Here is a 23,236-nt window from a genome sequence, read left to right as displayed (position 1 = left end):
GACGTATGCGCTATAACAAGTGCTTCCAGTGCGACGTCCACGCCGGAGGCGTGGACGCGCCTGAAGCACGGCGTTGGGCGTAAGAAAGAGGCGTGGCATGAGCGACAAAACATGGAAACAGTCTGTAGAGAGCTACGAAGAGCTCCGTCTGGGACTTGAATACGCGGTGCATGAACTTCCAGCAGGGATTCTTGGCGGTCCCAACTCGGCGACGCCGGAAGAGTGTGCTGAGTTAATGGACGATCTCAACAAATTTGAAGCTCTTTGTAAGGTTGTTGAGATTGACTCGGCCGTCTTTATTGAGCAATGCCGCTGGCACTTCGAGCACTATCCGCACTATCTATCCAGGCATCGTCACTTCAAGGGGTATGCGAGCTATGTCATCCCCCGTAAAGGCCCGCTAAAAGTAACGGCCAAGCCAGCTTACGTGTCCTTTTATCCAAAAAGTCGGTCTTCCGGCACGCCATGAGAGAACAGCCCAACAAGGCGCTGCAGTGCGACGTCTCCGCCTTCGGCGGAGCCGCGCCTGAGCTGGTGCGTTGGGGCTAAACGGGATGAACTCTCCGGTCACCATCGAGAATCAAGTTTGGCTTAAGGCAGCACTGGTATTTGGCCTCATAGCGTTCGGTGCCGCTACAGTTTTTTGCGTCACATTTGCGCTTTGGTTGGCTCCGAGCATTCAAGCTTCAGTTGTGATGGCAGGGCTTGGTTTGCTATTCGGTGGTTTGAGTTTTGCGGGTTGGCCCTTGGTTCGGTATCTGAATCACAAGCTTCAACTCACCGATGAGGGCATAGTCATCAATTCTGCCCATCAGCATCAAAGCTATCTTTGGCAAAGCCTGAAGTTCCGCGTAAGGAAAAACCTGCAAATAATTGAAATACGCGAGCGAGACGGAAACCTCCTTTACGCCGTAGATTTCATGGCAAAAAATACTCATCCGCTTATGCAGCGGATTGGAGCCGTAGATGCGTGATAGCCCCAACCAGTGCATGCAACCGACCGGGCTGTCTCCGCTTCGCTCCGCCAGCCCAGCGGCTGATGCTGGGCGTTGGGTCTGAATGGCGAGGCTTCTTTACTGCTGGCGATGCCAAGCTGAGGTTCCCATGCTTGATGAGCATGAGTGGAAGAGAATCGAGCATCTGCTGGTGCACCGTATACAGAGCATTCAGCAGTATCGAGAGAGCCACGGAGCCAGCCTGGCAGAGGCTAAGAGTGCAGTGGAGAACCACGCACTGGAGCTGTATCGGTCGCTCACGGGAGTTTCGGAGGAGAACACAAATGCTATCTGGCATCACAGAGCAAGCCTATACGGTCGGCCATGCACAAGCTGCGGCAGGCCGTTACGTACTCCATCTGCAAATTTCTGTGCGTCTTGCGGAGTTCAGGCGCAACAAGGGGTTCCACGCGACGTTACGTAACTTGCTTGCGCAAGTTACGCGCCGCGCGTGAACCCAAGCGTTAGAAGTCATGGTCAACCCTTCTCGCCATACTAAGAAGATAGCAATGCCGGAGGAGCCTACGAGATATATCGTTGGCATCGGCTTTTTGGTCACGCTCGGCTCGAGCGGAGCCATCGCAATCTATGCGCCCACTCAGCTCGTGTAGGGCGGAATTTATTCCGCCTGTCGCGAACCGCGACCGAATCTCGAAAGGCGGGATGAATCCCGCCCTACGTCAGCTGATCATTTATGGCCGTTACGAACTCAAGAGGGTCAATGCCAAGGCGGCCCAACTGAACGGCCGGTCAGATAGGTAACAAAAAAGCCGGAGACATGGGTAACAATCACCGGTGGCGTAGCAAGCTCGCTTAGCGCGGAATTTATTCCGCCTGTCGCGAACCGCGATCGAATCCCGCCCTGCGTCAGCTACAAAATTTCTGCATCGTACACGATGACAGCAAGGCGGAACGAAGGTCGAGAGGCGAATTGAATGAAGCAAAATATCTACGATGATCCGGATTTCTTTAGTGGCTATATGGCTCTTCGGGCTGGCGAGAGCGGCCTTAATGTCTCCATCGAAGAGCCTGCTGTTCGCGATCTTCTACCGGAGCTTGACGGCCTTGATATTCTCGACCTCGGCTGTGGCTTCGGGAAGTTTGCGCGCCACTGCCTAGATCAAGGCGCCGGTCGGTTTGTTGGGTTCGATATTTCTGAAAAAATGATCGCTGAAGCGAAGCGGCGAAACCAAGATAAGCGGCTATCATTTCATGTTGGTGCCGTCGAGGACGTCGAAATCGAAGAAGCATCCTTTGACGTTGCGGTGTCTTCAATGTGCCTGCATTACGTTAAAGACCTTGGTCCCGTGATCCAGAAGATTGCTGCCGCACTGCGACCGAACGGGCGCCTCATCTTCTCCGTCGAACATCCTATTTGCACCTCCTTATTGGCCGGCTGGTACAGCTTGGACGAGAGCCATAAGCTTCACTGGCCGATCGATCGCTATTTTGAGGAGGGAGTTCGACACGCCAACTGGTTTGTGGCGGGTGTCATTAAATACCATCGGACAGTTGAAACGTATGTAAACGCCATGGCATCTGCCGGGCTGTCGATTCAAAAATTGTCGGAGCCTAGACCTACGAAGGCTGCAATGCTTGCGCAGCCCTCTCTGGATGAGCATATGAGGCGGCCGCCCATCCTAGTTTTGGCGGGCGACAAAAGGACATGCCGATGAGTTGCGTTCGAGGGGGTAGGTCAACGGTTTGTAGCTTTAAAAAGTGGTCTTTCCTCCTGCTCTGTCTTGTTGCCGCTCCGGCGTTCGCGCAGAAAATCGTCACTGCGTTCCCTTCGGCGGTTGATCCGTCTGCGACGTATCTGATCTATTTGCATGGACGGGTCGTTGAGAATCTTGGGCCGCGGCCGACGGATTCGAGCTTTGGTTTGTATGACTATCCCGCCATCCTGGAGGCGCTCGCCAGCCAAGGGGCGACAGTCATTTCCGCTCAGCGCAGGCCCAATACCGATGTCAACGAGTATGCGGGTCTGGTGGTCTCCCAGATCGAGGCCGCGATTCGCAGCGGCGTTCCGCCCGAGCACATCGTGGTGGTCGGCTTCTCCAAGGGCGGCGATATTGCGATTCATGTTTCCAGCTTTCTGCGCCGGCCGCAGGTACGGTTTGTTCTGCTTGCCGCATGCTGGCCGCGGCCGGGTGAGCCGCAGCTGCGCTTGACCGGCCGGGTTCTGTCCATTTATGAGACCAGCGACACACTGGCCGGCAACAGCTGCGCGCCGCTCGCTCGGCACGCTGAGAAGCCCGAGTCGTTCGAGGAGATTTCGATTTCCACCGGTCGGTCGCACGGGGCGTTCTATACGCCGATGAAGGAATGGGTGAACCCCGTGCTGGCCTGGATTCAGAAGAGCCGCTAACCCTGCTTTGGGCTGTCGCGATGGGGCCTCCTGACGCCATGGTGTCAGTAGGCCGGGTGCACACTGCGGACTTCCACCAGCCAGGAGCGTTGCCATGATTCTCGGATTGCGTACGGCGATCTATCCGTCGCCGGATCTCGATGCCGCGAGGGTCTTCTATACGAAGTTGCTCGGTGTCGAGCCTTACTATGACCAGCCGTATTACGTCGGCTTTGCTTGCGGCGGTTTCGAGTTGGGGCTGGTGCCGGATCTGGTGCCGTCGGCCGATGGCAGCAAGGCGTACTGGGGCTGTGCCGATATCGAGGCGGAGCTGGCGCGGGTGTTGGCACTGGGCGCGCAGCCCTGTGATGCGGTGCGGGATGTTGGCGACGGTATTCGCGTGGCGAGCGTGCTCGATCCGAACGGCAATCGCTTTGGTCTGATCCAGAATCCGCATTTCAATCCGAAGGCGGTGCGCTGAGTGCGTGCGGGCTGAGGCACACTGGCGTTCATGCGCCGGGCCGACCGTCTGTTCCAGATCGTGCAGTTTCTGCGTGGCCGGCGGCGGACGACGGCCGCGCAGCTCGCCGGTTGGCTGCAGGTCTCCGAACGCACGATCTATCGCGACGTGCGCGATCTGACGCTGACCGGCGTGCCGATCGAGGGCGAGGCGGGCGTTGGTTATCGGTTGGCGCCGCATTTCGAGTTGCCGCCGCTGATGTTCACGCGCGAGGAAATCGAGTCGCTGGCGGCGGGCTTGCGCATGTTGCAGACCTGGGGAAGTCCGGAGCTGCAGCGCGGGGTCGCGTCGGTCTGGGCCAAGCTCGCGGCGGCCTTGCCGGAGCGTGAGCGCGTGGCCTTGGAGCGCACGCCGCTGTACGCGCCGCGAATCGGTGAGCCGCTGACCGCGCAGACCGCCGCATACATCGATCGCTTGCGTGCGGCGATCGCTGCGCGTGATGTACTCGACCTCGATTACGGTGATGAGCGTGGACGGCGTACGCAGCGCCGTGTCTGGCCGCTGGGGCTGTTCTTCTGGGGCGGCAGTTGGTTGCTCGGGGCGTGGTGCGAACTGCGCGGCGACTTCCGAAATTTTCGCGTCGATCGCATCGGCGGTGCCGACGCTACCGGCATCGTGTATCCCGATCAGTCCGGTCGTCGGCTCGAAGACTTCGTTCGCGCGATGCGCGACAGCTGATGCTCAGTGCGCGCCTTCCGGCGGTTTGGTGCCCGGCTTGATACGGCGGGCGAACCACACCAGCGAGGCCATGAACAGCGCCAGGATGGTCAGCAGGTAGAAGTCGTCGATGAAGCCGAGCAGGGTTGCTTGTTGCGTCACTTCTCGTGCAATCAGCGCCTGTGCTGACTGTTCGCTGCCGAGCGTGGGCATCAGGCTTTGCATGGTCGACTGATAGGCCGGATCGAGCTGGCTGACATGATCGACGAGGTGCGCCTGATGCGTCTGTGTGCTGCGCGCCAGATGGGTGGTCACCAGCGAGATGCCGACGCCGCCGCCAACGTTGCGCGTCAGGTTGATGATGGCCGTAGCGCTGCCGGTATCGGCCGGTGGCAGGCCGGCGTAGGCCACGGCATTGATCGGCACGAAAATGAAGGCGAGTCCGACGACCTGGATCATGCGCAGCATCATCAGCCCGTGCTGGCTGATATCGAGACTGACGTGTGTCATCGCGAACATCGCCACGGCGATCGAGAAGAAGCCGAATGAACAGAGGATGCGGGCGTCTATCCGGTCGCTGAGACGGCCGGCGATCGGCATCATGATGATGGTCGCGATGGCTGCTGGCGACAGCACGATGCCGGCGTCGAGCGCGGAATAGTTCAGCAAGGTCTGCATGAACTGCGGCAATAACAACGTGGCGCCGAGCAAGACCACGCCGACGTTGAAGATCAGCACGTTGGCGATCGCGAAATTGCGATTGGCCAGCAACCGCAGGTTGATGATGGGGTGGGGATGACGCAGCTCGCGCCAGACCAGCGCCGCCAGTGACACGACGGTGATGACGAGCAGGCTGCGAATGAAATTGGACGACAGCCAATCGTCCTGCTGGCCCTTGTCGAGCATGATCTGCAGCGCGCCCATGCTGATCGCGATCAGCGCGAAGCCCCAGTAATCGACGGTGAAGCCTTGGCTTCGTCGCTTTTCTTGTATCGCCTGCTGCGTGGCGGAGTCGCGCAGAAGGCTACTCGCGACCGCGAGCAGCACGAAGCCGACCGGTGCGTTGATCAGGAAAATCCAGTGCCAGCTGTAGTTGTCCGTCAGCCAGCCGCCGAGCGTCGGGCCGATGGCCGGGCCGGCGATGACCGCCATGCCGTAGACGGCGAGGGCCATGCCGCGTTTTTCCGGCGGGAACGAGTCGGCGAGGATGGCCTGCGACACCGGCTGCAGTGCGCCACCGGCCAGGCCCTGTACGACGCGGAACACGATCAGCTCCGGTAGCGAGGTTGACAGACCGCAGAGCACCGACGAGATCGTGAACAGCAGCATCGACAGCAGGTAGTAGCGCTTGCGGCCGATAGTGTCGGACAGCCAGCCGGTCATCGGCAGGATGATCGCGTTCGAGACGAGATACGAGGTCAGCACCCAGGTCGCTTCGTCGGCGCTGGCCGACAGCGAGCCGGAAATGTGGACGAGTGCGACGTTGGCGATCGAGGTGTCGAGCACCTCCATGAACGCCGCCAGACCGCAGACGAATGCGATCAGGTACGGCGTACCGACACCGTTGCCGGCGGTTGGCGACGCGGTGGCGGTCTGCGACACGCGTCAGCCCTTGTGGTCCAGGCGCGTGCCGCTTTCGTCGTGGATGTCGACTTTCGGTTCGACCGACATGCCGGGGGCCAGATGCAGATCGGCGGGGGGCTGCGGGTCGAAGACCAGTTTGACCGGCACGCGTTGTACGACCTTCACGTAATTGCCGCTGGCGTTCTCGGCCGGTAGCAGGCTGAACGCCGAACCGGTGCCGGCCTGCACACTGTCGACGCGCGCCTTGAACTTGTGGTCGGGGTAGGCGTCGATCCGCACGCTGACCGGTTGGCCGACGCGCAGGTTTTCAAGCTGCGTTTCCTTGAAGTTGGCGACGATCCACGGCGTATTGCCGACCAATGCCAGCACCGGCGAGCCGGCGGCGAGTTGCGAGCCCACTTGCAGGTTCTTGCGCGTGACGCGGCCATCGCTCGGCGCGACGACCTTGGTGTACGACAGCTGCAGCTTGGCCTGGTCGAGCGCCGCTTGCGCCTGACCGACGGCCGCCTGCGCGGCCGCCAGCTGGGCTTTCTTGGCGCCGAGCTGTTCGCGGGTCGTGTCGCTGGCCTTGAGCTGCGCCTCGGCCTGCTGGGCCTGTGCGGCGAGCGCACGTGCCGTCGTGCGCGCCTGATCCAGCGTCTGCGCGGAGATTTCGTCCTTGGCGTACAGCGCCTCGTAGCGTTTGGCATCGGCGGTGGCACGCGCGGCCTGCGCCTTGGCGGCGACCACGCCGGCGCGTGCCTGCGCCAGCGACGCGGGCGCGCTGGCTTCGGTGATCTTCAGGTCCGCCTGTGCCGATTCGACCTGCGCCTGCGCCGCAGCAAGATTGGCCTCGGCCTGACGCACATGGGCCTCGTAGTCGGCCGGGTCGAGCTCGAACAGTGCGTCGCCGGCGTGCACCATCTGGTTGTCGTCGACGTGCAGGGCGACGACGGTGCCGTTGACGCGCGGCGCGATCATCGTGATGTCGGCCTGGATGAAGGCATCGTCGGTCGATTCGTAGCCGCGCGTGATCCACCACGCGATCGCCGCGGCGATCGCCAGGACCGCGAGCACGCCGATCAGCAGCGGCTTGCGGGAGCGTTTTGCCGGCTCGGCCGGGGTATCGTTCATGGCGCTTGTTCCTGTTGTTTGCGAGTGCGCTGGGCGCGCATCAAAGATCGAATTGCTGGGCCTTGCCCTGCGCAGCGGCGAGATTGACGCGGGCCTGCTGGAAGGCGGCCTGCGCGCCGATCAGTTGTGCTCGGGCATTGGCGAGACTGGTCTGCGCGCGGATCACATCGACGTTGTCGGCGACGCCGTTGGCGAAGCGGTCGCGCGCCTGTTCCAGTTCGCGCTCGGCCAGTTCACGGGCGGCTGCCGCGGCACGGACCTGCTCGCGCGTGTTGACGACGGTGGCGATCGAAAGCCGCACGTCTTCCTCGATCTGCTGGCGCAGATCGTCGAGCTGCGCGCGCTGCTGTTCGAGTTGTGCCCGGGCGCTGCTTTCCTGCGCAGCAATGGCGCCGCCGGCATAGATCGGCAGACTGAGCATCGCGCCGTAACGGTAGGTGTCTTCCTGGTTCTCGCCAGGCGAGCTGGCCGACAGGCCGTAGTCGGCGACCACCGATAGCGTCGGCAAGCGCTTGCGTCTGGCGGCCGACAGGGTGGCGTCGGCCTGCTTGATCGACGCATCAATCGCGACCAGCTCCGGCCGGTCGGCATTGGCCGTCTGCAGGGCTTGCGTGGCGTCGATATTGACCGCGCCGATGTGATCGAGTGAGCCGGACAGCTCCGGCACCGTGTCCATCGGCAACACGGCCATGCGCTGCAGCCGCAGCCGCGCCTGTGCAATGGCCGTCTGCGCCTGAGACAGCGCATAGCGGTCCTGCGCGACCGACGTCTCGGCGCGCGAGACGTCGATCCCCGAGGCAACCCCGGCGTTGCGCTGATCGCGGGACAGCGTCAGCAGATCGTTGGCCAGATCGAGATCGGCCTGGGCGCTGGCCACGGCTTCTTCGTTGCCCAGGACCTGGATATAGGCGATCGCCACACGGCTCGCGATCGATTCGCGGCTGGCCTCGGCTTGCGCCTCGGCCGCCTGGTGCGCGAATTCGGCGCTGTGCAGTTCGCTGACGGCGGCCAGATCGACCAGCTTCTGCGAAACCTGCACGCGGGCATCAAAGACCGAGAACGGCCCGATCAGCGAAGGCAGTGCAAAGCCCGGGATGCTGCTGAAACCGAGTGCTGCCGGGTTGGTCGTCTCGCGCATCTGCGACGCCGACGCACTGAGTTGCGGCAGCAGCGAGGCGCGGCTGGCGTCCTGCTGCGCCTGGGCGATGGCCACCGAGGCGTCGGAAACGCGCTGTGTCGGCGCCAACTGCACGGCGCGTGCGATCAGGTCTTTCAGGCTCAGCGTCGCCGCCGTGGTGGGCGCATCGGCCAGCGCGGTCGATAAGGCACCGACCGTCAGCAGCGCCAGGCCGCGCGCGACTCCCCGCGTGAAGGTTTTGTCAGTTTTCATGATTAATCTGAAGTTTTCGCTTGCGCTCGAACGATGCCGTGATCAGGCGCAGCAGCAGCTCGTGCAGCATCATCCGCTCTGCCGGTGACAGCGGTTCGAGGAAGATCGATTCCTGCTCGGAGAGGCGTTCGAGGATGTTCTGCCGGGCAACTTCTCCGGCCGCCGTCAGTTCCAGCGCGTTGGCGCGTCGGTCGCCGGCATGCGGCCGGCGCTGCAGCATGCCGTGCCGTTCGAGATCGTCGACCAGCTTCATCGTCGTTGTGCGATCGGTGCCAAACACGCCGGCGAGGTCGGTCTGGCGCAGGCCGCCGTGACGATGCAGCACGCTGAGTACCGCGAAATGACGGACCGACAGGCCATCGCCAACGACCGGTTCGACTTCCTCCAGCAGTGCGCGATGCGCCTTGCTCAGCACAAAGCCGAGGTGGCCCTGATATTCCGGCGGGATCAGCTGCGCCGGATCGGGATGGTCTTTGAAGGTGGTCACGAAAAGAACTCAGTTTTGCTGAGTATATCTGCCGCGCCACATCGAGCAACAGGGGGCGTCGCGGTGGTGCGCGGGGGCGGGCGCGGCGCCGATCGGATGGCGAGTGCGCTTGTCTGAATGACGAATGATGTTGATAATAATTATCGTTTATTGGCCACCGTGGCCATTTCCAGGGAGTGTTGATCGTGATGAAGTTGTCCGGGTTTCGTTTGCCGCACCGATTTGCGCTGGCGGCGCTGGCGGGTGTGACGGTTGTGCCCATCGTTGCGCATGCCGCGGACACTGCCGATGCGGCGGCCGACACCACGACCGACACGACGGCAGCGCCTGGCGACGCGGACATCGCGACGATCCTGATCACCACCAAGCGTGCGGAACGGACCAGCACCGGCGCGACCGGCCTCGACCTCGACATCAAGGACACGCCGCAGTCGATCAGCACCGTGACGCAGGAGCAGATGGACCGCTTTGGCACGTCGAGCATCAACGATGCGCTGCGCCTGGCCACGGGCGTCAGCGTCGAGAACTGGGAAACCAACCGCACCAACTATCTGTCGCGCGGTTTCGAGATCAAGAACAGCCAGATCGACGGCGTGGGCCTGCCGAACGATTGGGGCATCGTCACTGGCGCGGTCGATACCTACGGCTACGACAAGATCGAGGTGATCCGTGGTGCCAACGGTTTGTTGACCGGTGTCGGCAACGCGTCGGGCACCATCAATTACGTGCGCAAGCGCCCGACCAATACCGAGCAGGGCGAAGCGGAGGTCAAGTTCGGTTCGTGGGGCAATCGCCGCGTCGAAGCCGATTATTCAACGCCGTTCACCAAGGACGGCAGCTGGGCCGGCCGCATCGTGGTCGCGCGCGAGGACAATAGCGACGGCTACCTGCGTGATTTCAACAGCGACCGCACCTATGTCTACGGCGTCGTCGACGGCCAGCTCAGCGAGCGCTCGACGCTGACGCTCGGCTGGTCGGTGCTGCAGGACCGCAGCACCGGCAACATGTGGGGCGCGCTGACATTCTCGAACAGCGACGGCACGCAGTCGTCGTTCGACGCGAGTTCGTCGACGACGCAGAAGTGGACCTACTGGAACACGGGCAACCAGAACCCGTTCATCGAATACACCTATCAGCTGGCGCCGGACTGGCAGTTCAAGGCCTCGTACAACTACCGGCGCAGCACTGATCACGATCAGCTCTTTTACGCCTACTCCGCCAACGGGCTTGATCCGGACACGCGCGAGGGTCTTTACGGCTGGGCGTACAAGGGCGCGGCGTTGCTCAAGTCGCAGCTTGGCGATATGACCATCAGTGGTCACTTCTCGTTGTTCGGTCGCGAGCATCAGGCGATTCTCGGCACCAGCTTGGCGGCCAGCGAGCAGCGCAACTGGTATTACCCGGTCGACTACAGCGATCCGGCGTTCGGCGCACTGCCGGCGTTTCCGTATGCGCTCGACGCGATTGCCGAGCCGGACTGGGGTGAAAAGACGCTCGATACCTCGATCAATCAGAAGCTCACGCGCGTCTACGGCGTGACGCGCTTGGCGCTGACCGACCGCCTCAAGGCGATCGTCGGGTTCAACTACGCCCGCTACCATCGCGACGGCGACAACGCCGGCGCGTTCGATCAGACCGAGAGCAAGACCAGCCCGTACGGTGGCCTGACCTTCGACCTCACGCAGCATGTGCTGGCTTACGCCAGCTATTCGGACATCTACCAGCCGCAGGATCAATACGACATCAATCATGTCTATCTCGATCCGTCGAAGGGCATCAACTACGAAGTCGGCATCAAGGCCGACTGGCTCGATCGGCGCGTGCTGACGACGCTGGCCTGGTTCACGGCCAAGCAGGACAACCTGGCGACCTATGCCGGCATCGGCACCGACGGTAATTACTACTACAGCGGCATGGACGTGAAGTCGCGCGGCGTCGAGTTCGAGGCGACCGGCAAGCTTGGCTCGTACGTTGACGTCGTGTTCGGCTACACCAAGCTCAAGCTCACCGACGACGATGGCGATAGCACCTACAAGTGGGTGCCGCGTGACACCGTCAAGCTGCAGCTGGTCGGTCGTCTGCCGACCTACACCGCGCTGTCGGCCGGCATCGGCGGCCGCTGGCGCAGCAAGACGTCGAATACCGACGGCACGACGGATCTCGCCGGCGACGCCAATGTCGTGCGTCAGGATCGCTACGCAGTGCTCAATGCGTTTGCGTCGTGGGATGTGAGGCCGAACGTGACGGTGCGCGCCAACGTCAACAACCTCACCGACGAGAAGTACATCACCAGCCTGTACACGATCGGCTACTACGGCGCGCCGCGTAACTACGCGGTCAATCTGTCCTGGCGCTTCTGAGGTGATGCGGTGCGCCGATGTGATGACATCGGCGCACCGCCGCTTCGGGTTTATTCCGATGTCGGCCGCGTGTAGGCCCGCTCGACGCGGGCGATGCGGACTTCGTAGTGCGTATACCAATCCTGGCGTCCGCGCAGCTGCGCCATGCGGTGCTCGGTGTCGCGCTTCCAGGCCAGAATGGCGGCTTCGTCGCGCCAGTACGACACGGTAATGCCGAAGCCGCTCGCGGCGCGCGCGCTCTCGACGCCGAGAAAGCCGTCGCGGCCGGCCGCGAGTTCAAGCATGCGCGCCGCCATCGCATCGTAGCCGTCGTCGTCGGCACTGCGCTGCGAGCTGAAGATCACCGCGTAGTACGGCGGCTTGGGCGTGGCGGCGAACGCGGTTTCCATGGCGAGCGGGTTGTGGTGGCGATCAGGCAGTTTGGCCTACAGCTCGCGCCGCCGCGTTTTCTTCAGTTCGTAGAGTGCATCGAGCGCGGCGCGCGGCGTCAGCTCGTCCGGCTCCAGGGTGTCGAGCAGCTTCATCGCCGCCGACGGTTGTGCCGGCGCGAACAGCGACAGTTGCGGCTTTGCCGGTTCGGGGCTGCGCGGTGCGGCGATCGGTTCCGCCTGCGGGCGGTTCTCCAGCTCACCGAGATGCGCGCGCGCGCTGCGGATCACCGCCGGCGGTACGCCGGCCAGTGCCGCCACCTGCAGGCCGAACGAGCGATTGGCTGGGCCGGCCTTGACGTTGTGCAAAAACACCAGCTTCTCGCCCTGCGCGTCGCTGTACTCGGCGGCATCGAGATGCACGTTGGCGATGCCGGGCAGCTGTTCCGGCAGCGTCGTCAGCTCGAAGTAGTGGGTCGCGAACAGCGTGAATGCGCCGACATCGCGGCCCAGGAACTCGGCGACTGCGCGCGCCAGCGACAGGCCGTCGTAGGTCGACGTGCCGCGGCCGATCTCGTCCATCAGCACCAGCGACGCGCGCGTCGCGTTGTGCAGGATATTGGCGGTTTCGCTCATTTCGACCATGAACGTCGATTGCCCGGAGGCGATGTCGTCGCCGGCGCCGATGCGCGTGAAGATGCGGTCGACCGGTCCCAGCGTCACCGCGTCGGCCGGCACGAAGCAGCCGGTGTGCGCGAGCAGCACGATCAGCGCTGTCTGCCGCATGTACGTCGATTTACCGCCCATGTTCGGGCCGGTGATGACGAGCAGGCGCGTGGCGTCGCTCAGTGCCAGGTCATTGGGCACGAACGGCGTGCGTAGTGTCTGTTCGACCACCGGGTGGCGGCCGGCGCGGATCGAGATGCAAGGTTCGTCGACGAACTGTGGCCGGCACCAGCGCAGCGCCCGCGCACGCTCGGCGAAGCAGGCCAGCACATCGAGTTCGGCCAGCGCCTGCGCCATCTGCTGCAAGGGCAGCAGGTCGTCGGCGACGCGCGACAGCAGCGCCTCGTAGAGCTCCTTCTCGCGGGCCAGCGCGCGGTCGCGCGCCGACAGCACCTGATCCTCGAAGCGCTTCAGTTCCTCGGTGATGTAGCGCTCGTAGTTGGTCAGCGTCTGTCGCCGCGTGTAGTCGGCCGGGATCTTCGCCGCATGCGTCTTGCCGACCTCGATGAAGTAACCGTGCACGCGGTTGTAGCCGACCTTCAGAGTCTCGATGCCGGTCCGCGCGCGTTCGCGGGTTTCCAGATCGACGAGAAAGCCGTCGGCGTTCTGCGACAGATTGCGCAGTTCGTCGAGCGTGACATCGAAGCCGGCGCGGAACACGCCGCCCTCACGTGCCAGCAGCGGCAGCTCGTCGGCCAGCGCCGACTGCAGATGAGCGGCGAGCACGGTGTGTTCGCCGAGGCGTTCGCACAGCTCGCGAATCAGCGGCGCCTCGACGCCCGACAGCGCGTCGGCGACACCGGGCAGGGCGGCGAGGCTGGCGGACAGGCCGGCCAGATCGCGCGGCCGCGCCGAGCGCAGGGCGACGCGCGCGAGGATGCGCTCGACGTCGGTGATGTCTTTCAGGGCCAGGCGCAGCGTCTCGTCGCCGCTGCCCTGCGGGCGAGCGTCGCCGAGTCGGGTGACGGCGTCGAAACGCGCGTCGAGCGCCGCGTGGCTGCGCAGCGGCCGCGTCAGCCAGCGCTGCAGCGCGCGCGCGCCCATGGCCGTGACGCAGGTGTCGACGACGCGCAGCAGTGTGTGGTCGTGGGCGCCGGACAGCGAGCGGTCGATTTCCAGATTGCGCCGTGTCGCGGCGTCGAGGATCAGCGCATCGCCCGGCGTTTCGACACGCAGGCTGCGCAAATGCGGCAGGCTGCTTTTCTGCGTTTCCTGCACGTACTGCAGCAGCGCGCCGGCGGCGGCGATCGCCGCTTCCAGCCCTTCGGCGCCGAAGCCGCGCAGGTCGCGGGTGCCGAACTGCTCGGTCAACAGGCGATAGGCCGACGGCGCGTCGAAGTGCCAGACCGGCCGCGCCCGCGGCTTGAACGCGTCGTAGTCGCCGGCGAAGCCGTCCGGCGCCAGCAGCTCGCTGGCCTGCAGGCGGAACAGCTCGGCCTGCAGCTCGGCCTGCGAGCCAGTCTGCAGCACGCTGAAGCGACCCGACGACAGTTCCAGCCAGGCCAGGCCGTACTGTTGATCGACCGACGCGACGGCGGCGAGCAGGGTCTGCGTGCGTGCGTCGAGCAGCGCGTCGTCGGTGGCCGTGCCCGGCGTGACGATGCGTGCGACTTCACGGCGGACCGGACCTTTTTCGGCGCCGACTTCGCCGACCTGTTCGGCAATCACCACCGATTCGCCGAGCTTGATCAGCCGCGCCAGATACTGTTCGAGCGCGTGATGCGGCACGCCGGCCATCACCACCGGCTGGCCGGCCGACTCGCCGCGCTGCGTCAGCGTGATGTTGAGCAGCTTGTGGGCCTTGCGCGCGTCGTCGTAGAACAGTTCGTAGAAATCGCCCATGCGGAACAGCACCAGCGTGTCCGGATGCTGTGACTTGATGCCCAGATACTGCTGCATCAGGGGCGTGTGAGAGGAGAAGGCGTCTTTACTCATGGGCGCGTAGTGTATTCGCGCCGCCACGCCGAGCGGCAGCCGGCGTTCCCCGCGGTGGTGCAAAACCGCCTCGGCCGGGCGCCGCTGGCGCGGTCAGCTCGATCTGCGAGTGCGGCGGCCGCGCGCGGCGACCCAAGCCGCCAGCGCCGCCGCCGACAGGCCCGACGCAGCCCCGACCATCAGGGCGCAGCGGGGCCCGAACTGGTTGGCGACCCAGCCGACGATCGGTGCGCCGAGCGGCGTACCGCCCTGGGCAATGCCGATGCGCAGCGACATCACGCGGCCGCGCATGGCCGGTTCGGTGGCGAGCTGCATGAGGCTGTTGCTGGTGTTCATGAAAACAAGGCCGGCGGCACCGATCACGACCAGCGCTGCGGCAAATGCCCAATAGCCCGGCGCCATCGCGGCCAGCATGCAGCCGATACCGAAGATTGCCGCGCCGCTCATCAAGGCCGATACCCGCGGCCTGCTGCGGCCGGCTGCGATCAGCGCGCCGCTGATGGTGCCGAACGCCATCAGCGACGACAGCAGGCCATAGCCGCGGGCGTCGGTATGAAAGACCTGCGTCGCCATCGTCGACGTGAAGATCGGGAAGTTCAGCCCGAAGGTGCCGATCAGGAACAGCATCGCCAGCGTCAGTTTCAGCTCGGCGCGTGTGGCGACGTAGCGAATGCCGTCGGCGAGGCTGCCACGCATGCGCGGCGCGCGGGGGCTGTCGTGCAATTCGCTGCGACGCAACTGCGTCAGCGAGACCAGCACCGCGACGAAGCTGGCGCCGTTGAGGACGAACGACCAGCCGGTGCCGACCGAGGCGATCAGCAGACCGGCCGCGGCGGGGCCGATCATGCGCGCGGCGTTGAACGAGGTGGAGTTGAGCGCGACGGCATTGGCGAGATCGGCGTCGCCGACCAGCTCGTTGACGAAGGTTTGCCGGGCGGGCGCATCGAAGGCTGTCGTGCAACCGAACAGAAAGGCGAAGACTTGCACCTGCCACAGCTGGACGACGCCAGTGACGGTGACGATGCCCAGTGCCAGCGACAGCAGGCCGAGCATCGCCTGGGTGACCATCAGCAGCCGTCGCCGATCAAAACGGTCGGCAGCGGCGCCGGTCCACGGCAATAGCAGCAGCTGCGGTCCGAACTGCAGGGCCATGACGATGCCGACCGCGGACGCATCGTGGTCGGTGAGTTGCGTCAGGACCAGCCAGTCCTGCGCGGTGCGTTGCATCCAGGTGCCGACATTCGAGACCAGCGCACCGCCGGCCCAGATGCGGTAATTGAAGCTGCGAAGGGCGCGAAACCTGTGGCCGAGGGGCCTCATTCGCGCGGCGCGGGATGGCCGCCGTGCAGGCGGCCGAAATGCCGGGCCAGCGGCAGGCCCATCAGCAGGATGCCGAGACCGACGGCCGCTGCGTCCGGCGCGCTGCGCAGCGAGAAGTCGCCGACGCGGCACAACAACACCCAGGCGACGACGAGGTTGGCGAAACCCCAAACCAGGTTGAGCGTCGACGACGACAGGCCGATGCCGGGCGGCTTGGCGAAGGGGCTCTGAAACGGTCGTCCGAGCAGGCCGCTGACCAGATGGGGAATGGCGTTGGTCAGAAACGCGGCGCCGCCGACGTAGGCCAGCAGGATGAGCCAGGGCATGTCAGGTGCTCCGGGTGTCGAGGTGATCGAGGATGGCCCGCGTCGTGGCGGTTTCGCCGAGGCGCGGGAACACGTGGTGGAGGCTGTAGTCGTGCGCGGCGGCGCGCCCGTCGGTCATCGCGTCGATCGCCAGCGTCACGTTGTAGCCAAGCTCGTAGGCCTGACGGGCGGTCGATTCGACGCCGGTGCCGGTGGCGACGCCCGCGATCAGCACTTGCGTGACCTGGCGGCGGCGCAACTGTGCGTCCAGGTCGGTGGTCGCGAATGCGCCCCAGCTGTGCTTGGTGACGACCAGATCGTCGGCTTCGGGCGATAGCGCGTCGATGAAGTCGGTCCAGCCGGCCGGCAGCGGCTGGGTCTGGCGCGCCGGGCGTTCGGTGCGACCGGGCGCGGTGCCGGCGACGTTGACGAAGGCGATCGGCAGGTGATGTCGGCGAAACGCGGCGACCAGTTGGCGACCGTGCTTGACGACGGAGGCGATGGGATGCACGAACGGCGCGTCGATCAGGCCTTTTTGCAGGTCGACGACGATCAGCGCCGTGTGCGGATCGAGGGTGCTCAGGGCCATGGCGGACGGGTTCCGGGTTCAGTAGTCGGCGAGGAGCTGCAGCAAGGCGACGGCACGCGCGAGCTGCGCGTGTTCGCGCGGCGATAGCTGTGCCTGCAGCGCACGGTGCAGCCAGTCGTTCTTGGCCGCGCGCCGTGCCGTCAGTTCGGCGCGAAACGCCGGCGTCAGGCTGATCAACGTCTGCCGGCCATCGTTCGGGTCCGCGTCGCCGCGCACCGCGCGCATCGTTTCCAGGCTGGCGACCGTCATGCGCATCGACTGCGGCTTCACGCCTTCGGCGCGGGCCAGCGCCGAGACCGTCGCCGGACCGTCGCGGTCGAGCCGCAGCAACACCGATTGCTGGGCCGACGTCAGATCGTGCGGGCGGGTCTGCTCTCGCAGGCGACGATGCAGCTTGGCCAGCGCAATGCGCAGGTCGCCGGCGAGCTGGGTGGTGGGCGGTTCGGACATGCACGGCAGCATATGCCTGAACAGTCAAACTGTACAGTTTGACTGTATAGTTGATTGCGCATCATCAACAGGGTGTGATGCAGGAGTCGCAGTGGAGCCGACCGCAGGAGGCGCGCTTTGCCCTCAGGGGCGTGGCGGCGCCCGGGTCAGATCGTCGGGCAAGGGCGCGTCATCGAGTGTTTTCAGGAACGCGATCAGGTCGGCGCGCTGCGCCGCGCTCAAGTGCGGGACCAGATCGACGGTTTTTTCTCGGACGCCGACGTGTGGGCCGTCGCGGACCCCGTCGGCGCCATCGCTGTAGAAGTCGAGTACCTGCTCGAGCGTCGCGTAGCGGCCGTCGTGCATATAGGGCGGGGTATCGATGTTGCGCAGGCTGGGCGTCTTGAACGCGCCGAGCTGGGTCTTGGCGTCCGGCAGGTATTGCAGACGCTGTGCGCGCTTGCCCTGCGGGGCATCGCTGAATGCCCCGGCGGCGTTGAAGATGTCGGCGTCGATCAGCGCGATACCGGCCGATCGGCCAGGGTCGGTGGCTTCGCCAGGAAGCGTCGGCAGGCCCAGATTGTGAAACTGGCCGTCGCTGAAATTGGGGCCGGAGTGGCACAGCTCGCAGTTGGCCTGGCCGACAAAAAGCTTGAGCCCGCGTTTGGCCGCTGGCGAGATGACGTTTTCGCGAGTGATGTCGCCTTTGCGTAGCGCCGCGACGTATTGATCGAACGGCGAATTGCCGCCAACCAGCTCGCGCTCATAGGCCTCGATGGCCTTGCCCAGATTGCTGAAGACGAGATTGACCTGGTGCTGCTGGTCGGGCGACAGCGCGGCCCAGGCCCGCGCCTGCGGGCCGTCGGCGCTGGCGCCGGGCCGTCCGTGTGCCGGTAGCGCGGGATCGCCTTCGGGCCAAGGCCAGTCGCCGAATACGGTGTCGTAGGCCTTGCGCATGGCCGGGTCGCGGGCCACCGCGTGAATGATCTGCAGGCGATCACCACCGAATTCGAGCGGATTTTCGAACGGTTGTAGTGCCTGTGACCACATCGAATCCGTGCGGCCGTCGAGGAAAAACCACGGGCTGTAGGCGGCATTGAGTATGGTCGGGGCATTGCGCACGCCCGTTGCGACGCCGACCGCGATAGCCTTGCCGTCAGTGAATGCAAGCGTGGGTTGATGGCAGGTTTCGCACGAAACCTTGCCGTTCTTCGAAAACGCGGTTTCAAAGAATAGATGCTGGCCGAAGCGCGCGGCGCGCGGATCGTCCGCAACGTGATTGGTGCCGTCGTTGGGCAGATTGCCGAGCGGCGAGTGACGGTAAATCATGGCCAGTTCGGCCGCTGTGTAGTGCGCGTGATCGTCGTCGACGGCGGCAGCGTTCGGCATCCAGGCTGCAGACAGCGCCGCACTCAGTACCGTGCCGGCCACAGCGAATGCCGCGATGCGGCCGATGCCCTGGAGTCGCACCATCATTCGCGGCCTACTGGGAGCAGCAGGGCAGCTCGAAATCGGCGACGCTGGTGTGTTGCCCGTCGTGCACCGTCAACTGCAGTGTCCAGGTGCCCATCATGTGAAACATCAAACCGGACACGGTGGCGGTATTGCCGCTGACGCTGATCTTGGGCGAAGACTGCATGCCGTGCGCAAAGCCGTTCTTCATGCCGTGCCGCATGCCGGCCTGCACGTCGAGCGAGAAGCCCGACACCGGCTGTTTCGGGTGCTGGCCATCGAACACCGAGAAGTGCAGCGTGAAGTAGTCCTGCTCGGGGATGGACTTCGGCATGCCGTCCAACGTGATGAAATAGCGATGGTCGCTGGTATAGGCCTGCGTCGTCGGCTTGACGTCGCTGGCGGTGTCCATGTGCATGCCGGTCATTGCCATGCCGCCTTTCGCCATGTCGGACTTCATGTCGGCCGATGCGCTGATGGCGGGCAGTAGCCCAGCGACGAATACGGCGGTCAACAACGACGATTTGCGATTCCCGATCAGCATCGACGACGGCTCCGAATGCGGTTGTGGGCGCGGCTTCCCCAGCCCCCGATACCGACTAGTTATAACGATTTCGGCGGCGCTTCCTAGGTCTTTGCCAATGAACGTTTTGTCATGCCCCGATGCGGTGCGCGGCCGATCTCGAAGTCGCCCGGCATGCACCGTGAGCGGACTTGCCGAGCGGCGCTGTCACTGCGATGCACCGTCCTCGCTCGCCGTCCGCAGCTCGGTGGGCCGGCGCTTGAGGGCGGCGCGCGGTGCTGACACTGACATTGCGCACAGAATGCGACAATCGACGCCATGAAAACTGTCACGTTGCTGACCGGAACGACGCTCTGGCTGCTCTTCGCTGCCTGGGGCGCCGGCGCGCTGTGGTTCCGCTGGCCGGCGGCCAAGCCGCTGGTGGTCCTGATGTGGGCCTTGAGCGCGGTGTGCGTGGTCGTCTGGTGCTGGCGCGGCCACTGGGCACCATCGCTGCTGGCGGCGCTGGTGCTGGGCGCGATGCTGCTGTTCTGGTGGCAGTCCATCCGGCCGTCCAACAACCGGCGCTGGGCCGACGATGTCGCACGCCAATTGGTGCCGACCGTCGATGGCGACCAGGTGACTCTGGACAACGTGCGCGACTTTCGTTGGCGGACGCCGGACGACTACGACGTGCGCTGGGAGACGCGGCATTACGACCTGTCGCAGCTGCGTTCTGTCGATACCGTGCTGTCGTACTGGATGGGGCCGGCGATCGCGCACACACTGGTGTCGTTCGGTTTCGCCGATGGGCGCTATCTGACGTTCTCCATCGAAATCCGCAAGGAGCGCGGCGAAAGCTTTTCGGCGATCGGCGGTTTCTTCAAGCAGTTCGAGGCGACGCTGGTCGCGGCCGACGAGCGCGACATCGTCCGCGTGCGCACCAATGTGCGCGGCGAGGACGACTATCTGTATCGCGTGCAAATGCCGCCTGAGGCGATGCGCTCGCTGTTCCTCGCGTATCTGGCCAAGGCCGAGCGTTTGCGCAGCCATCCGCGCTGGTACAACACGGCGACGGCCAACTGCACCACCATCGTGTTTCAGATGATGCGCCACATCGTGCACGGGCTGCCGCTCGATCCGCGGCTGCTGCTGTCCGGTTATTTGCCGGAATATCTGGCGCGCGTCGGCGCGCTGACGCCCGGTTACGACGTCGCCACGCTGCGCCGCGACGGCCGTATCACCGAGCGCGCCCGCGACGCCGGCGACGCGGCGGATTTTTCGCAGCTCATCCGCGCCGGCGTGCCCGGCATCGACCCGAGCCTGCCGGCGCGCTGATCGGCGATCAGTGGCCGCCGACCGCGGCCGTGTCGGCGCCCGGCTTGTCGTGTACGCCGAGGCGGTCGATCAAGGTCGCGCTGGCCTCGTTGAGGCCGATGACCTCGACGTCGACCCCGCGGCGCCGCAGGCGCAGTACGACCTTGTCGAGCGCGCCGACCGCCGACAGATCCCAGAAGTGCGCGTGTGTCAGGTCGATGCGCACTTGCTCGGCCGGATGTGCGAAGTCGAAACCGTCGGCGAAGGCTTCGGCCGACGCGAAGAACACCTGGCCGGTGATGCGATAGGTGCGGTGCTTGCCGTCCTCGCTGTCGAGGGTGCCGATGCGCAGCAGGCGGCCGACCTTGCGCGCGAAGAACAGCGCCGACAGCAGCACGCCGACCAGTACGCCTTCGGCAAGATTGTGGGTGGCGACGACCACCGCGACCGTCGCCACCATGACGATGCTCGACGACGGCGGATGCGTGCGCAGCGAGGCGAACGAATCCCATTTGAAGGTGCTGATCGAGACCATGATCATCACCGCCACCAGCGCCGGCATCGGAATGCGCGCGACCCAAGGGCCGGCGAACACCACCATCAGCAGCAGGAATACGCCGGCGATCAGCGTCGACAGCCGCGTGCGGCCGCCGGATTTCACGTTAATGACGGACTGGCCGATCATCGCGCAGCCGGCCATGCCGCCGAGCAGGCCGGAGACGATGTTGGCGCAGCCCTGGCCGACGGTCTCGCGATGCTTGTTGCTGCCGGTCTCGGTCATCTCGTCGACGATGGTCGCCGTCATCAGCGTTTCGAGCAGGCCCACCGCCGCCACCGTCAGCGAATACGGAAAGATGATGCGCAGGGTGTCGAGATTGAACGGCACCTCCGGCAACAGGAACTGCGGCAGGCTGTCCGGCAGCGCGCCCATGTCGCCGACCGTGTGCACATGAATGCCGAAGCCGATGGTGATCGCCGTCATGACGACGATGCAGACCAGCGGCGAGGGCACGACGGTGGTGAAGCGCGGCAGGATGTAGATGATCGCCAGACCCGCGGCGACGATCACGTAGGCGGCGGCCGGCGCGCCGATCAGCTCCGGCAGCTGTGCCATGAAGATCAGGATGGCCAGCGCATTGACGAAGCCGGTGACCACCGAGCGCGATACGAAGCGCATCAGCGCGCCGAGCTTGAGCAGGCCGGCGACGATCTGGATCAGGCCGGTCAGCAGCGTCGCCGCCAGCAGGTATTGCAAGCCGTGGTCCTTGACCAGCAGCACCATGACCAGCGCGGTCGAGCCGGTCGCCGCGGAAATCATCGCCGGCCGGCCGCCGGTGAAGGCGATGGTCACGGCGATACAGAACGAGGCATAGAGGCCGACCTTGGGGTCGACGCCGGCGATGATCGAAAACGCGATCGCTTCGGGAATCAGGGCGAGGGCGACGACCAGTCCGGCGAGCACGTCGTTCTTGGGGTTGGCCAGCCACTGCTGGCGAAAATTCTGGCGCATGAAAGTTCTGTCGCCGCGACGAGGCGGCTTGATCGGGGGCGTGATTCAGGAACGCGCCGACGCCAGGTGTCAGGCGTCAGACGGTGCGGGTATCAAAGCGGATGCAAGAAGCGGGCAGATCAGCCCGCGGCCGCGCGCTAGGGCGGCGTCATCGTGGAGGCGTACAACATGATGGCGCGCATTGTAACGGCGTGTGCCGAGAATGGGCAGCGCGACGCGGGGCTGCGCCAACAAAAACGCCAGCCGGGCTAGGCCCGGCTGGCGTGGAATCCGCGTTGCGGAAGTGCAGCGATCAGGTCTTCGAGGCCGTGTAGATCTCGTCGATCGCCGACGCCAGCGAGGCGTTGAACTCGGCGTCGCTCATCTGATGGCGCAGGTCTTCGAGCAGCGCGCGGCTGAAGCTGGCGATGATGCCCTTGTTCTTGGCCAGCTCGACGCAGGCTTCCGGACGCTTGAATCCGCCCGACAGGGCGACGACGCGCAGCACGCGCGGATGCGCGACGAGCGGGTCGAACAGGCCCGGCTGGGTCGGCAGCGACAGCTTCAGCATGACCTTACTGTCGCCCGGCATCGCGTCGAGCGCCTTGAGCAGCTCGTCGAGCAGGATCTTGTCGGCAGCGGCGCGCTCCGGGCTCTTGATGTTCACTTCCGGCTCGATGATCGGCACCAGACCGGCGGCCAGAACCTGCTGACCGACCTCGAACTGCTGCTTGACCACGGCGGCGATGCCGGCCGGGTTGGCGAGGTTGATGACCGAGCGTTCCTTGGTGCCGAACACGCCGAGGGCCTTGGCGCGCTTGAGCAGCACGTCGAGTTCCGGCATCGGCTTGAGCACTTGCACGCCGTCCTTCTCCTCTTCCAGACCCTTGTCGATCTTGATGAACGGCACCACACCGCGCTCCTTGAGCACAGTCGGCACCGGCTTGCCGCCGGCCTGGCCGTCCATGGTGCGCTCGAACAGGATCGCGCCGAGCACCTTGTCGCCGGTGAACGCGGGCGAGGTGATGATGCGGGTGCGCATCTGGTGGATGAGGTCGAACATTTCGGCCTCGGTCGACCACGCGCCTTCCTCGATGCCGTAACCCTTCAGGGCCTTCGGCGTCGAGCCGCCGCTCTGGTCGAGCGCGGCAATGAAGCCTTCACCCTTGGCGATTTTCGTCATCACGTCCTGTTCTTGCATGTACTCCACCTTTCGAAAAAGTTAAGAGGCCGGTATCCCGGCGGTCATATCGTTCGTCGCAAACCGGATGGTGTCGTGACCCGCTGGCTGCCGGGAGCACGGCACATACCGCAAAGCCGAGGCGGTTCCCGGCGCCAGGATGGCCGCCCT

At 64.7% G+C, this 23,236-nt stretch carries 22 protein-coding genes; 8 read left to right on the top strand and 14 right to left on the bottom strand.

The genetic code is table 11. From position 1 onward, the window contains the following. The first annotated feature begins 97 nt into the window (after positions 1-97). The 6 genes from G7Y82_RS13840 to G7Y82_RS13815 all read left to right on the top strand — a co-directional run bounded on the left by G7Y82_RS13840 (position 98) and on the right by G7Y82_RS13815 (position 4,540). Positions 98-469, top strand: a complete 372-nt coding sequence (locus tag G7Y82_RS13840) for a hypothetical protein (RefSeq protein WP_168148713.1) — start codon at positions 98-100, stop codon at positions 467-469. Positions 470-554: 85 nt separating this feature from the next. Further along, positions 555-974 carry a hypothetical protein gene (locus G7Y82_RS13835; protein ID WP_168148712.1) on the top strand — a complete coding sequence of 140 codons (420 nt, stop codon included), beginning with the start codon at positions 555-557 and terminating at the stop codon, positions 972-974. A 956-nt stretch (positions 975-1,930) separates the two neighbouring features. After that, a complete protein-coding gene (locus G7Y82_RS13830; RefSeq protein WP_168148711.1) occupies positions 1,931-2,671 on the top strand; it encodes a class I SAM-dependent methyltransferase in 741 nt (246 codons plus the stop codon). Next, on the top strand, positions 2,668-3,363 hold the full coding sequence (locus G7Y82_RS13825) for an alpha/beta hydrolase (RefSeq protein WP_168148710.1): 696 nt from the start codon (positions 2,668-2,670) through the stop codon (positions 3,361-3,363). The genes G7Y82_RS13830 and G7Y82_RS13825 overlap by 4 nt, the downstream gene beginning before the upstream one ends. 94 nt (positions 3,364-3,457) lie before the next feature. Continuing rightward, on the top strand, positions 3,458-3,823 hold the full coding sequence (locus G7Y82_RS13820; RefSeq protein WP_168148709.1) for a VOC family protein: 366 nt from the start codon (positions 3,458-3,460) through the stop codon (positions 3,821-3,823). A 30-nt stretch (positions 3,824-3,853) separates the two neighbouring features. Beyond that, positions 3,854-4,540, top strand: coding sequence for a helix-turn-helix transcriptional regulator (locus tag G7Y82_RS13815; protein ID WP_168148708.1), 687 nt, complete (start codon positions 3,854-3,856; stop codon positions 4,538-4,540). 3 nt (positions 4,541-4,543) lie between these two features. Here G7Y82_RS13815 and G7Y82_RS13810 read toward each other — a convergent pair whose 3' ends face one another. The 4 genes from G7Y82_RS13810 to G7Y82_RS21490 are packed head-to-tail and all read right to left on the bottom strand — an operon-like array spanning position 4,544 to position 9,093. Beyond that, positions 4,544-6,121, bottom strand: coding sequence for a DHA2 family efflux MFS transporter permease subunit (locus G7Y82_RS13810; protein WP_366515666.1), 1,578 nt, complete (start codon positions 6,119-6,121; stop codon positions 4,544-4,546). 3 nt (positions 6,122-6,124) lie between these two features. Continuing rightward, the gene (locus tag G7Y82_RS13805) at positions 6,125-7,216 is read right to left on the bottom strand and encodes an HlyD family secretion protein (protein WP_168148707.1); all 1,092 of its coding nucleotides are present in this window, start codon (positions 7,214-7,216) and stop codon (positions 6,125-6,127) included. A 40-nt stretch (positions 7,217-7,256) separates the two neighbouring features. Beyond that, positions 7,257-8,606, bottom strand: a complete 1,350-nt coding sequence (locus G7Y82_RS13800; protein ID WP_168148706.1) for a TolC family protein — start codon at positions 8,604-8,606, stop codon at positions 7,257-7,259. Further along, the gene (locus G7Y82_RS21490; RefSeq protein WP_168148705.1) at positions 8,596-9,093 is read right to left on the bottom strand and encodes a MarR family winged helix-turn-helix transcriptional regulator; all 498 of its coding nucleotides are present in this window, start codon (positions 9,091-9,093) and stop codon (positions 8,596-8,598) included. Before G7Y82_RS21490 ends, G7Y82_RS13800 begins: the two co-directional genes overlap by 11 nt. A gap of 188 nt (positions 9,094-9,281) precedes the next feature. Between G7Y82_RS21490 and G7Y82_RS13790 the strand changes: the two genes are divergently transcribed. Then, on the top strand, positions 9,282-11,453 hold the full coding sequence (locus G7Y82_RS13790) for a TonB-dependent siderophore receptor (RefSeq protein ID WP_168148731.1): 2,172 nt from the start codon (positions 9,282-9,284) through the stop codon (positions 11,451-11,453). Positions 11,454-11,503: 50 nt separating this feature from the next. Here G7Y82_RS13790 and G7Y82_RS13785 read toward each other — a convergent pair whose 3' ends face one another. The 8 genes from G7Y82_RS13785 to G7Y82_RS13750 form a co-directional block, all read right to left on the bottom strand. Then, positions 11,504-11,842, bottom strand: a complete 339-nt coding sequence (locus G7Y82_RS13785) for an antibiotic biosynthesis monooxygenase family protein (RefSeq protein WP_168148704.1) — start codon at positions 11,840-11,842, stop codon at positions 11,504-11,506. Positions 11,843-11,878: 36 nt separating this feature from the next. Then, positions 11,879-14,482 carry a DNA mismatch repair protein MutS gene (gene mutS, locus G7Y82_RS13780; protein ID WP_168148703.1) on the bottom strand — a complete coding sequence of 868 codons (2,604 nt, stop codon included), beginning with the start codon at positions 14,480-14,482 and terminating at the stop codon, positions 11,879-11,881. A gap of 93 nt (positions 14,483-14,575) precedes the next feature. Continuing rightward, a complete protein-coding gene (locus tag G7Y82_RS13775; RefSeq protein ID WP_168148702.1) occupies positions 14,576-15,802 on the bottom strand; it encodes an MFS transporter in 1,227 nt (408 codons plus the stop codon). Continuing rightward, the gene (locus tag G7Y82_RS13770) at positions 15,799-16,128 is read right to left on the bottom strand and encodes a hypothetical protein (RefSeq protein ID WP_168148701.1); all 330 of its coding nucleotides are present in this window, start codon (positions 16,126-16,128) and stop codon (positions 15,799-15,801) included. Before G7Y82_RS13770 ends, G7Y82_RS13775 begins: the two co-directional genes overlap by 4 nt. A gap of 1 nt (position 16,129) precedes the next feature. Beyond that, positions 16,130-16,696, bottom strand: a complete 567-nt coding sequence (locus G7Y82_RS13765) for an isochorismatase family protein (RefSeq protein ID WP_168148700.1) — start codon at positions 16,694-16,696, stop codon at positions 16,130-16,132. Between the two features lie 18 nt (positions 16,697-16,714). Beyond that, the gene (locus tag G7Y82_RS13760; RefSeq protein ID WP_206370698.1) at positions 16,715-17,146 is read right to left on the bottom strand and encodes a MarR family winged helix-turn-helix transcriptional regulator; all 432 of its coding nucleotides are present in this window, start codon (positions 17,144-17,146) and stop codon (positions 16,715-16,717) included. A 123-nt stretch (positions 17,147-17,269) separates the two neighbouring features. Then, positions 17,270-18,601 (bottom strand): cytochrome-c peroxidase, encoded by a 1,332-nt coding sequence (locus tag G7Y82_RS13755; protein WP_168148698.1) that lies wholly within the window; start codon positions 18,599-18,601, stop codon positions 17,270-17,272. A gap of 7 nt (positions 18,602-18,608) precedes the next feature. Beyond that, positions 18,609-19,121, bottom strand: a complete 513-nt coding sequence (locus G7Y82_RS13750) for a hypothetical protein (RefSeq protein WP_168148697.1) — start codon at positions 19,119-19,121, stop codon at positions 18,609-18,611. 297 nt (positions 19,122-19,418) lie between these two features. Between G7Y82_RS13750 and G7Y82_RS13745 the strand changes: the two genes are divergently transcribed. Next, entirely contained in the window at positions 19,419-20,417 is a 999-nt protein-coding gene (locus G7Y82_RS13745; RefSeq protein WP_168148696.1) for an Lnb N-terminal periplasmic domain-containing protein, read from the top strand. A gap of 7 nt (positions 20,418-20,424) precedes the next feature. Here the strand turns inward: G7Y82_RS13745 and G7Y82_RS13740 are convergent, their stop codons facing one another. Together G7Y82_RS13740 and G7Y82_RS13735 are read right to left on the bottom strand one after the other, a co-directional pair. Continuing rightward, on the bottom strand, positions 20,425-21,906 hold the full coding sequence (locus G7Y82_RS13740; RefSeq protein ID WP_168148695.1) for a SulP family inorganic anion transporter: 1,482 nt from the start codon (positions 21,904-21,906) through the stop codon (positions 20,425-20,427). Positions 21,907-22,198: 292 nt separating this feature from the next. Next, positions 22,199-23,086, bottom strand: a complete 888-nt coding sequence (locus tag G7Y82_RS13735) for a fructose bisphosphate aldolase (RefSeq protein WP_168148694.1) — start codon at positions 23,084-23,086, stop codon at positions 22,199-22,201. Positions 23,087-23,236: the final 150 nt, after the last annotated feature.

The sequence above is a fragment of the Solimonas marina genome (assembly GCF_012241385.1).
GTDB classification, from domain to species: Bacteria; Pseudomonadota; Gammaproteobacteria; order Nevskiales; family Nevskiaceae; genus Solimonas; species Solimonas marina.
Note: the sequence above shows the minus strand (reverse complement) of the source record. Positions and strands in the feature narration are given on the sequence as shown.

Coding starts and splice junctions, on each gene's coding strand:
- G7Y82_RS13755 (WP_168148698.1), bottom strand. CDS start 18,601: ATGATGGTGCGACTCCAGGGCATCGGCCGCATCGCGGCATTCGCTGTG.
- G7Y82_RS13770 (WP_168148701.1), bottom strand. CDS start 16,128: ATGCCCTGGCTCATCCTGCTGGCCTACGTCGGCGGCGCCGCGTTTCTG.
- G7Y82_RS13760 (WP_206370698.1), bottom strand. CDS start 17,146: ATGTCCGAACCGCCCACCACCCAGCTCGCCGGCGACCTGCGCATTGCG.
- G7Y82_RS13815 (WP_168148708.1), top strand. CDS start 3,854: ATGCGCCGGGCCGACCGTCTGTTCCAGATCGTGCAGTTTCTGCGTGGC.
- G7Y82_RS13840 (WP_168148713.1), top strand. CDS start 98: ATGAGCGACAAAACATGGAAACAGTCTGTAGAGAGCTACGAAGAGCTC.
- G7Y82_RS13805 (WP_168148707.1), bottom strand. CDS start 7,216: ATGAACGATACCCCGGCCGAGCCGGCAAAACGCTCCCGCAAGCCGCTG.
- G7Y82_RS13820 (WP_168148709.1), top strand. CDS start 3,458: ATGATTCTCGGATTGCGTACGGCGATCTATCCGTCGCCGGATCTCGAT.
- G7Y82_RS13740 (WP_168148695.1), bottom strand. CDS start 21,906: ATGCGCCAGAATTTTCGCCAGCAGTGGCTGGCCAACCCCAAGAACGAC.
- G7Y82_RS13785 (WP_168148704.1), bottom strand. CDS start 11,842: ATGGAAACCGCGTTCGCCGCCACGCCCAAGCCGCCGTACTACGCGGTG.
- mutS (WP_168148703.1), bottom strand. CDS start 14,482: ATGAGTAAAGACGCCTTCTCCTCTCACACGCCCCTGATGCAGCAGTAT.
- G7Y82_RS13750 (WP_168148697.1), bottom strand. CDS start 19,121: ATGCTGATCGGGAATCGCAAATCGTCGTTGTTGACCGCCGTATTCGTC.
- G7Y82_RS13745 (WP_168148696.1), top strand. CDS start 19,419: ATGAAAACTGTCACGTTGCTGACCGGAACGACGCTCTGGCTGCTCTTC.
- G7Y82_RS13825 (WP_168148710.1), top strand. CDS start 2,668: ATGAGTTGCGTTCGAGGGGGTAGGTCAACGGTTTGTAGCTTTAAAAAG.
- G7Y82_RS13835 (WP_168148712.1), top strand. CDS start 555: ATGAACTCTCCGGTCACCATCGAGAATCAAGTTTGGCTTAAGGCAGCA.
- G7Y82_RS13735 (WP_168148694.1), bottom strand. CDS start 23,086: ATGCAAGAACAGGACGTGATGACGAAAATCGCCAAGGGTGAAGGCTTC.
- G7Y82_RS13790 (WP_168148731.1), top strand. CDS start 9,282: ATGAAGTTGTCCGGGTTTCGTTTGCCGCACCGATTTGCGCTGGCGGCG.
- G7Y82_RS13800 (WP_168148706.1), bottom strand. CDS start 8,606: ATGAAAACTGACAAAACCTTCACGCGGGGAGTCGCGCGCGGCCTGGCG.
- G7Y82_RS13775 (WP_168148702.1), bottom strand. CDS start 15,802: ATGAGGCCCCTCGGCCACAGGTTTCGCGCCCTTCGCAGCTTCAATTAC.
- G7Y82_RS13765 (WP_168148700.1), bottom strand. CDS start 16,696: ATGGCCCTGAGCACCCTCGATCCGCACACGGCGCTGATCGTCGTCGAC.
- G7Y82_RS13830 (WP_168148711.1), top strand. CDS start 1,931: ATGAAGCAAAATATCTACGATGATCCGGATTTCTTTAGTGGCTATATG.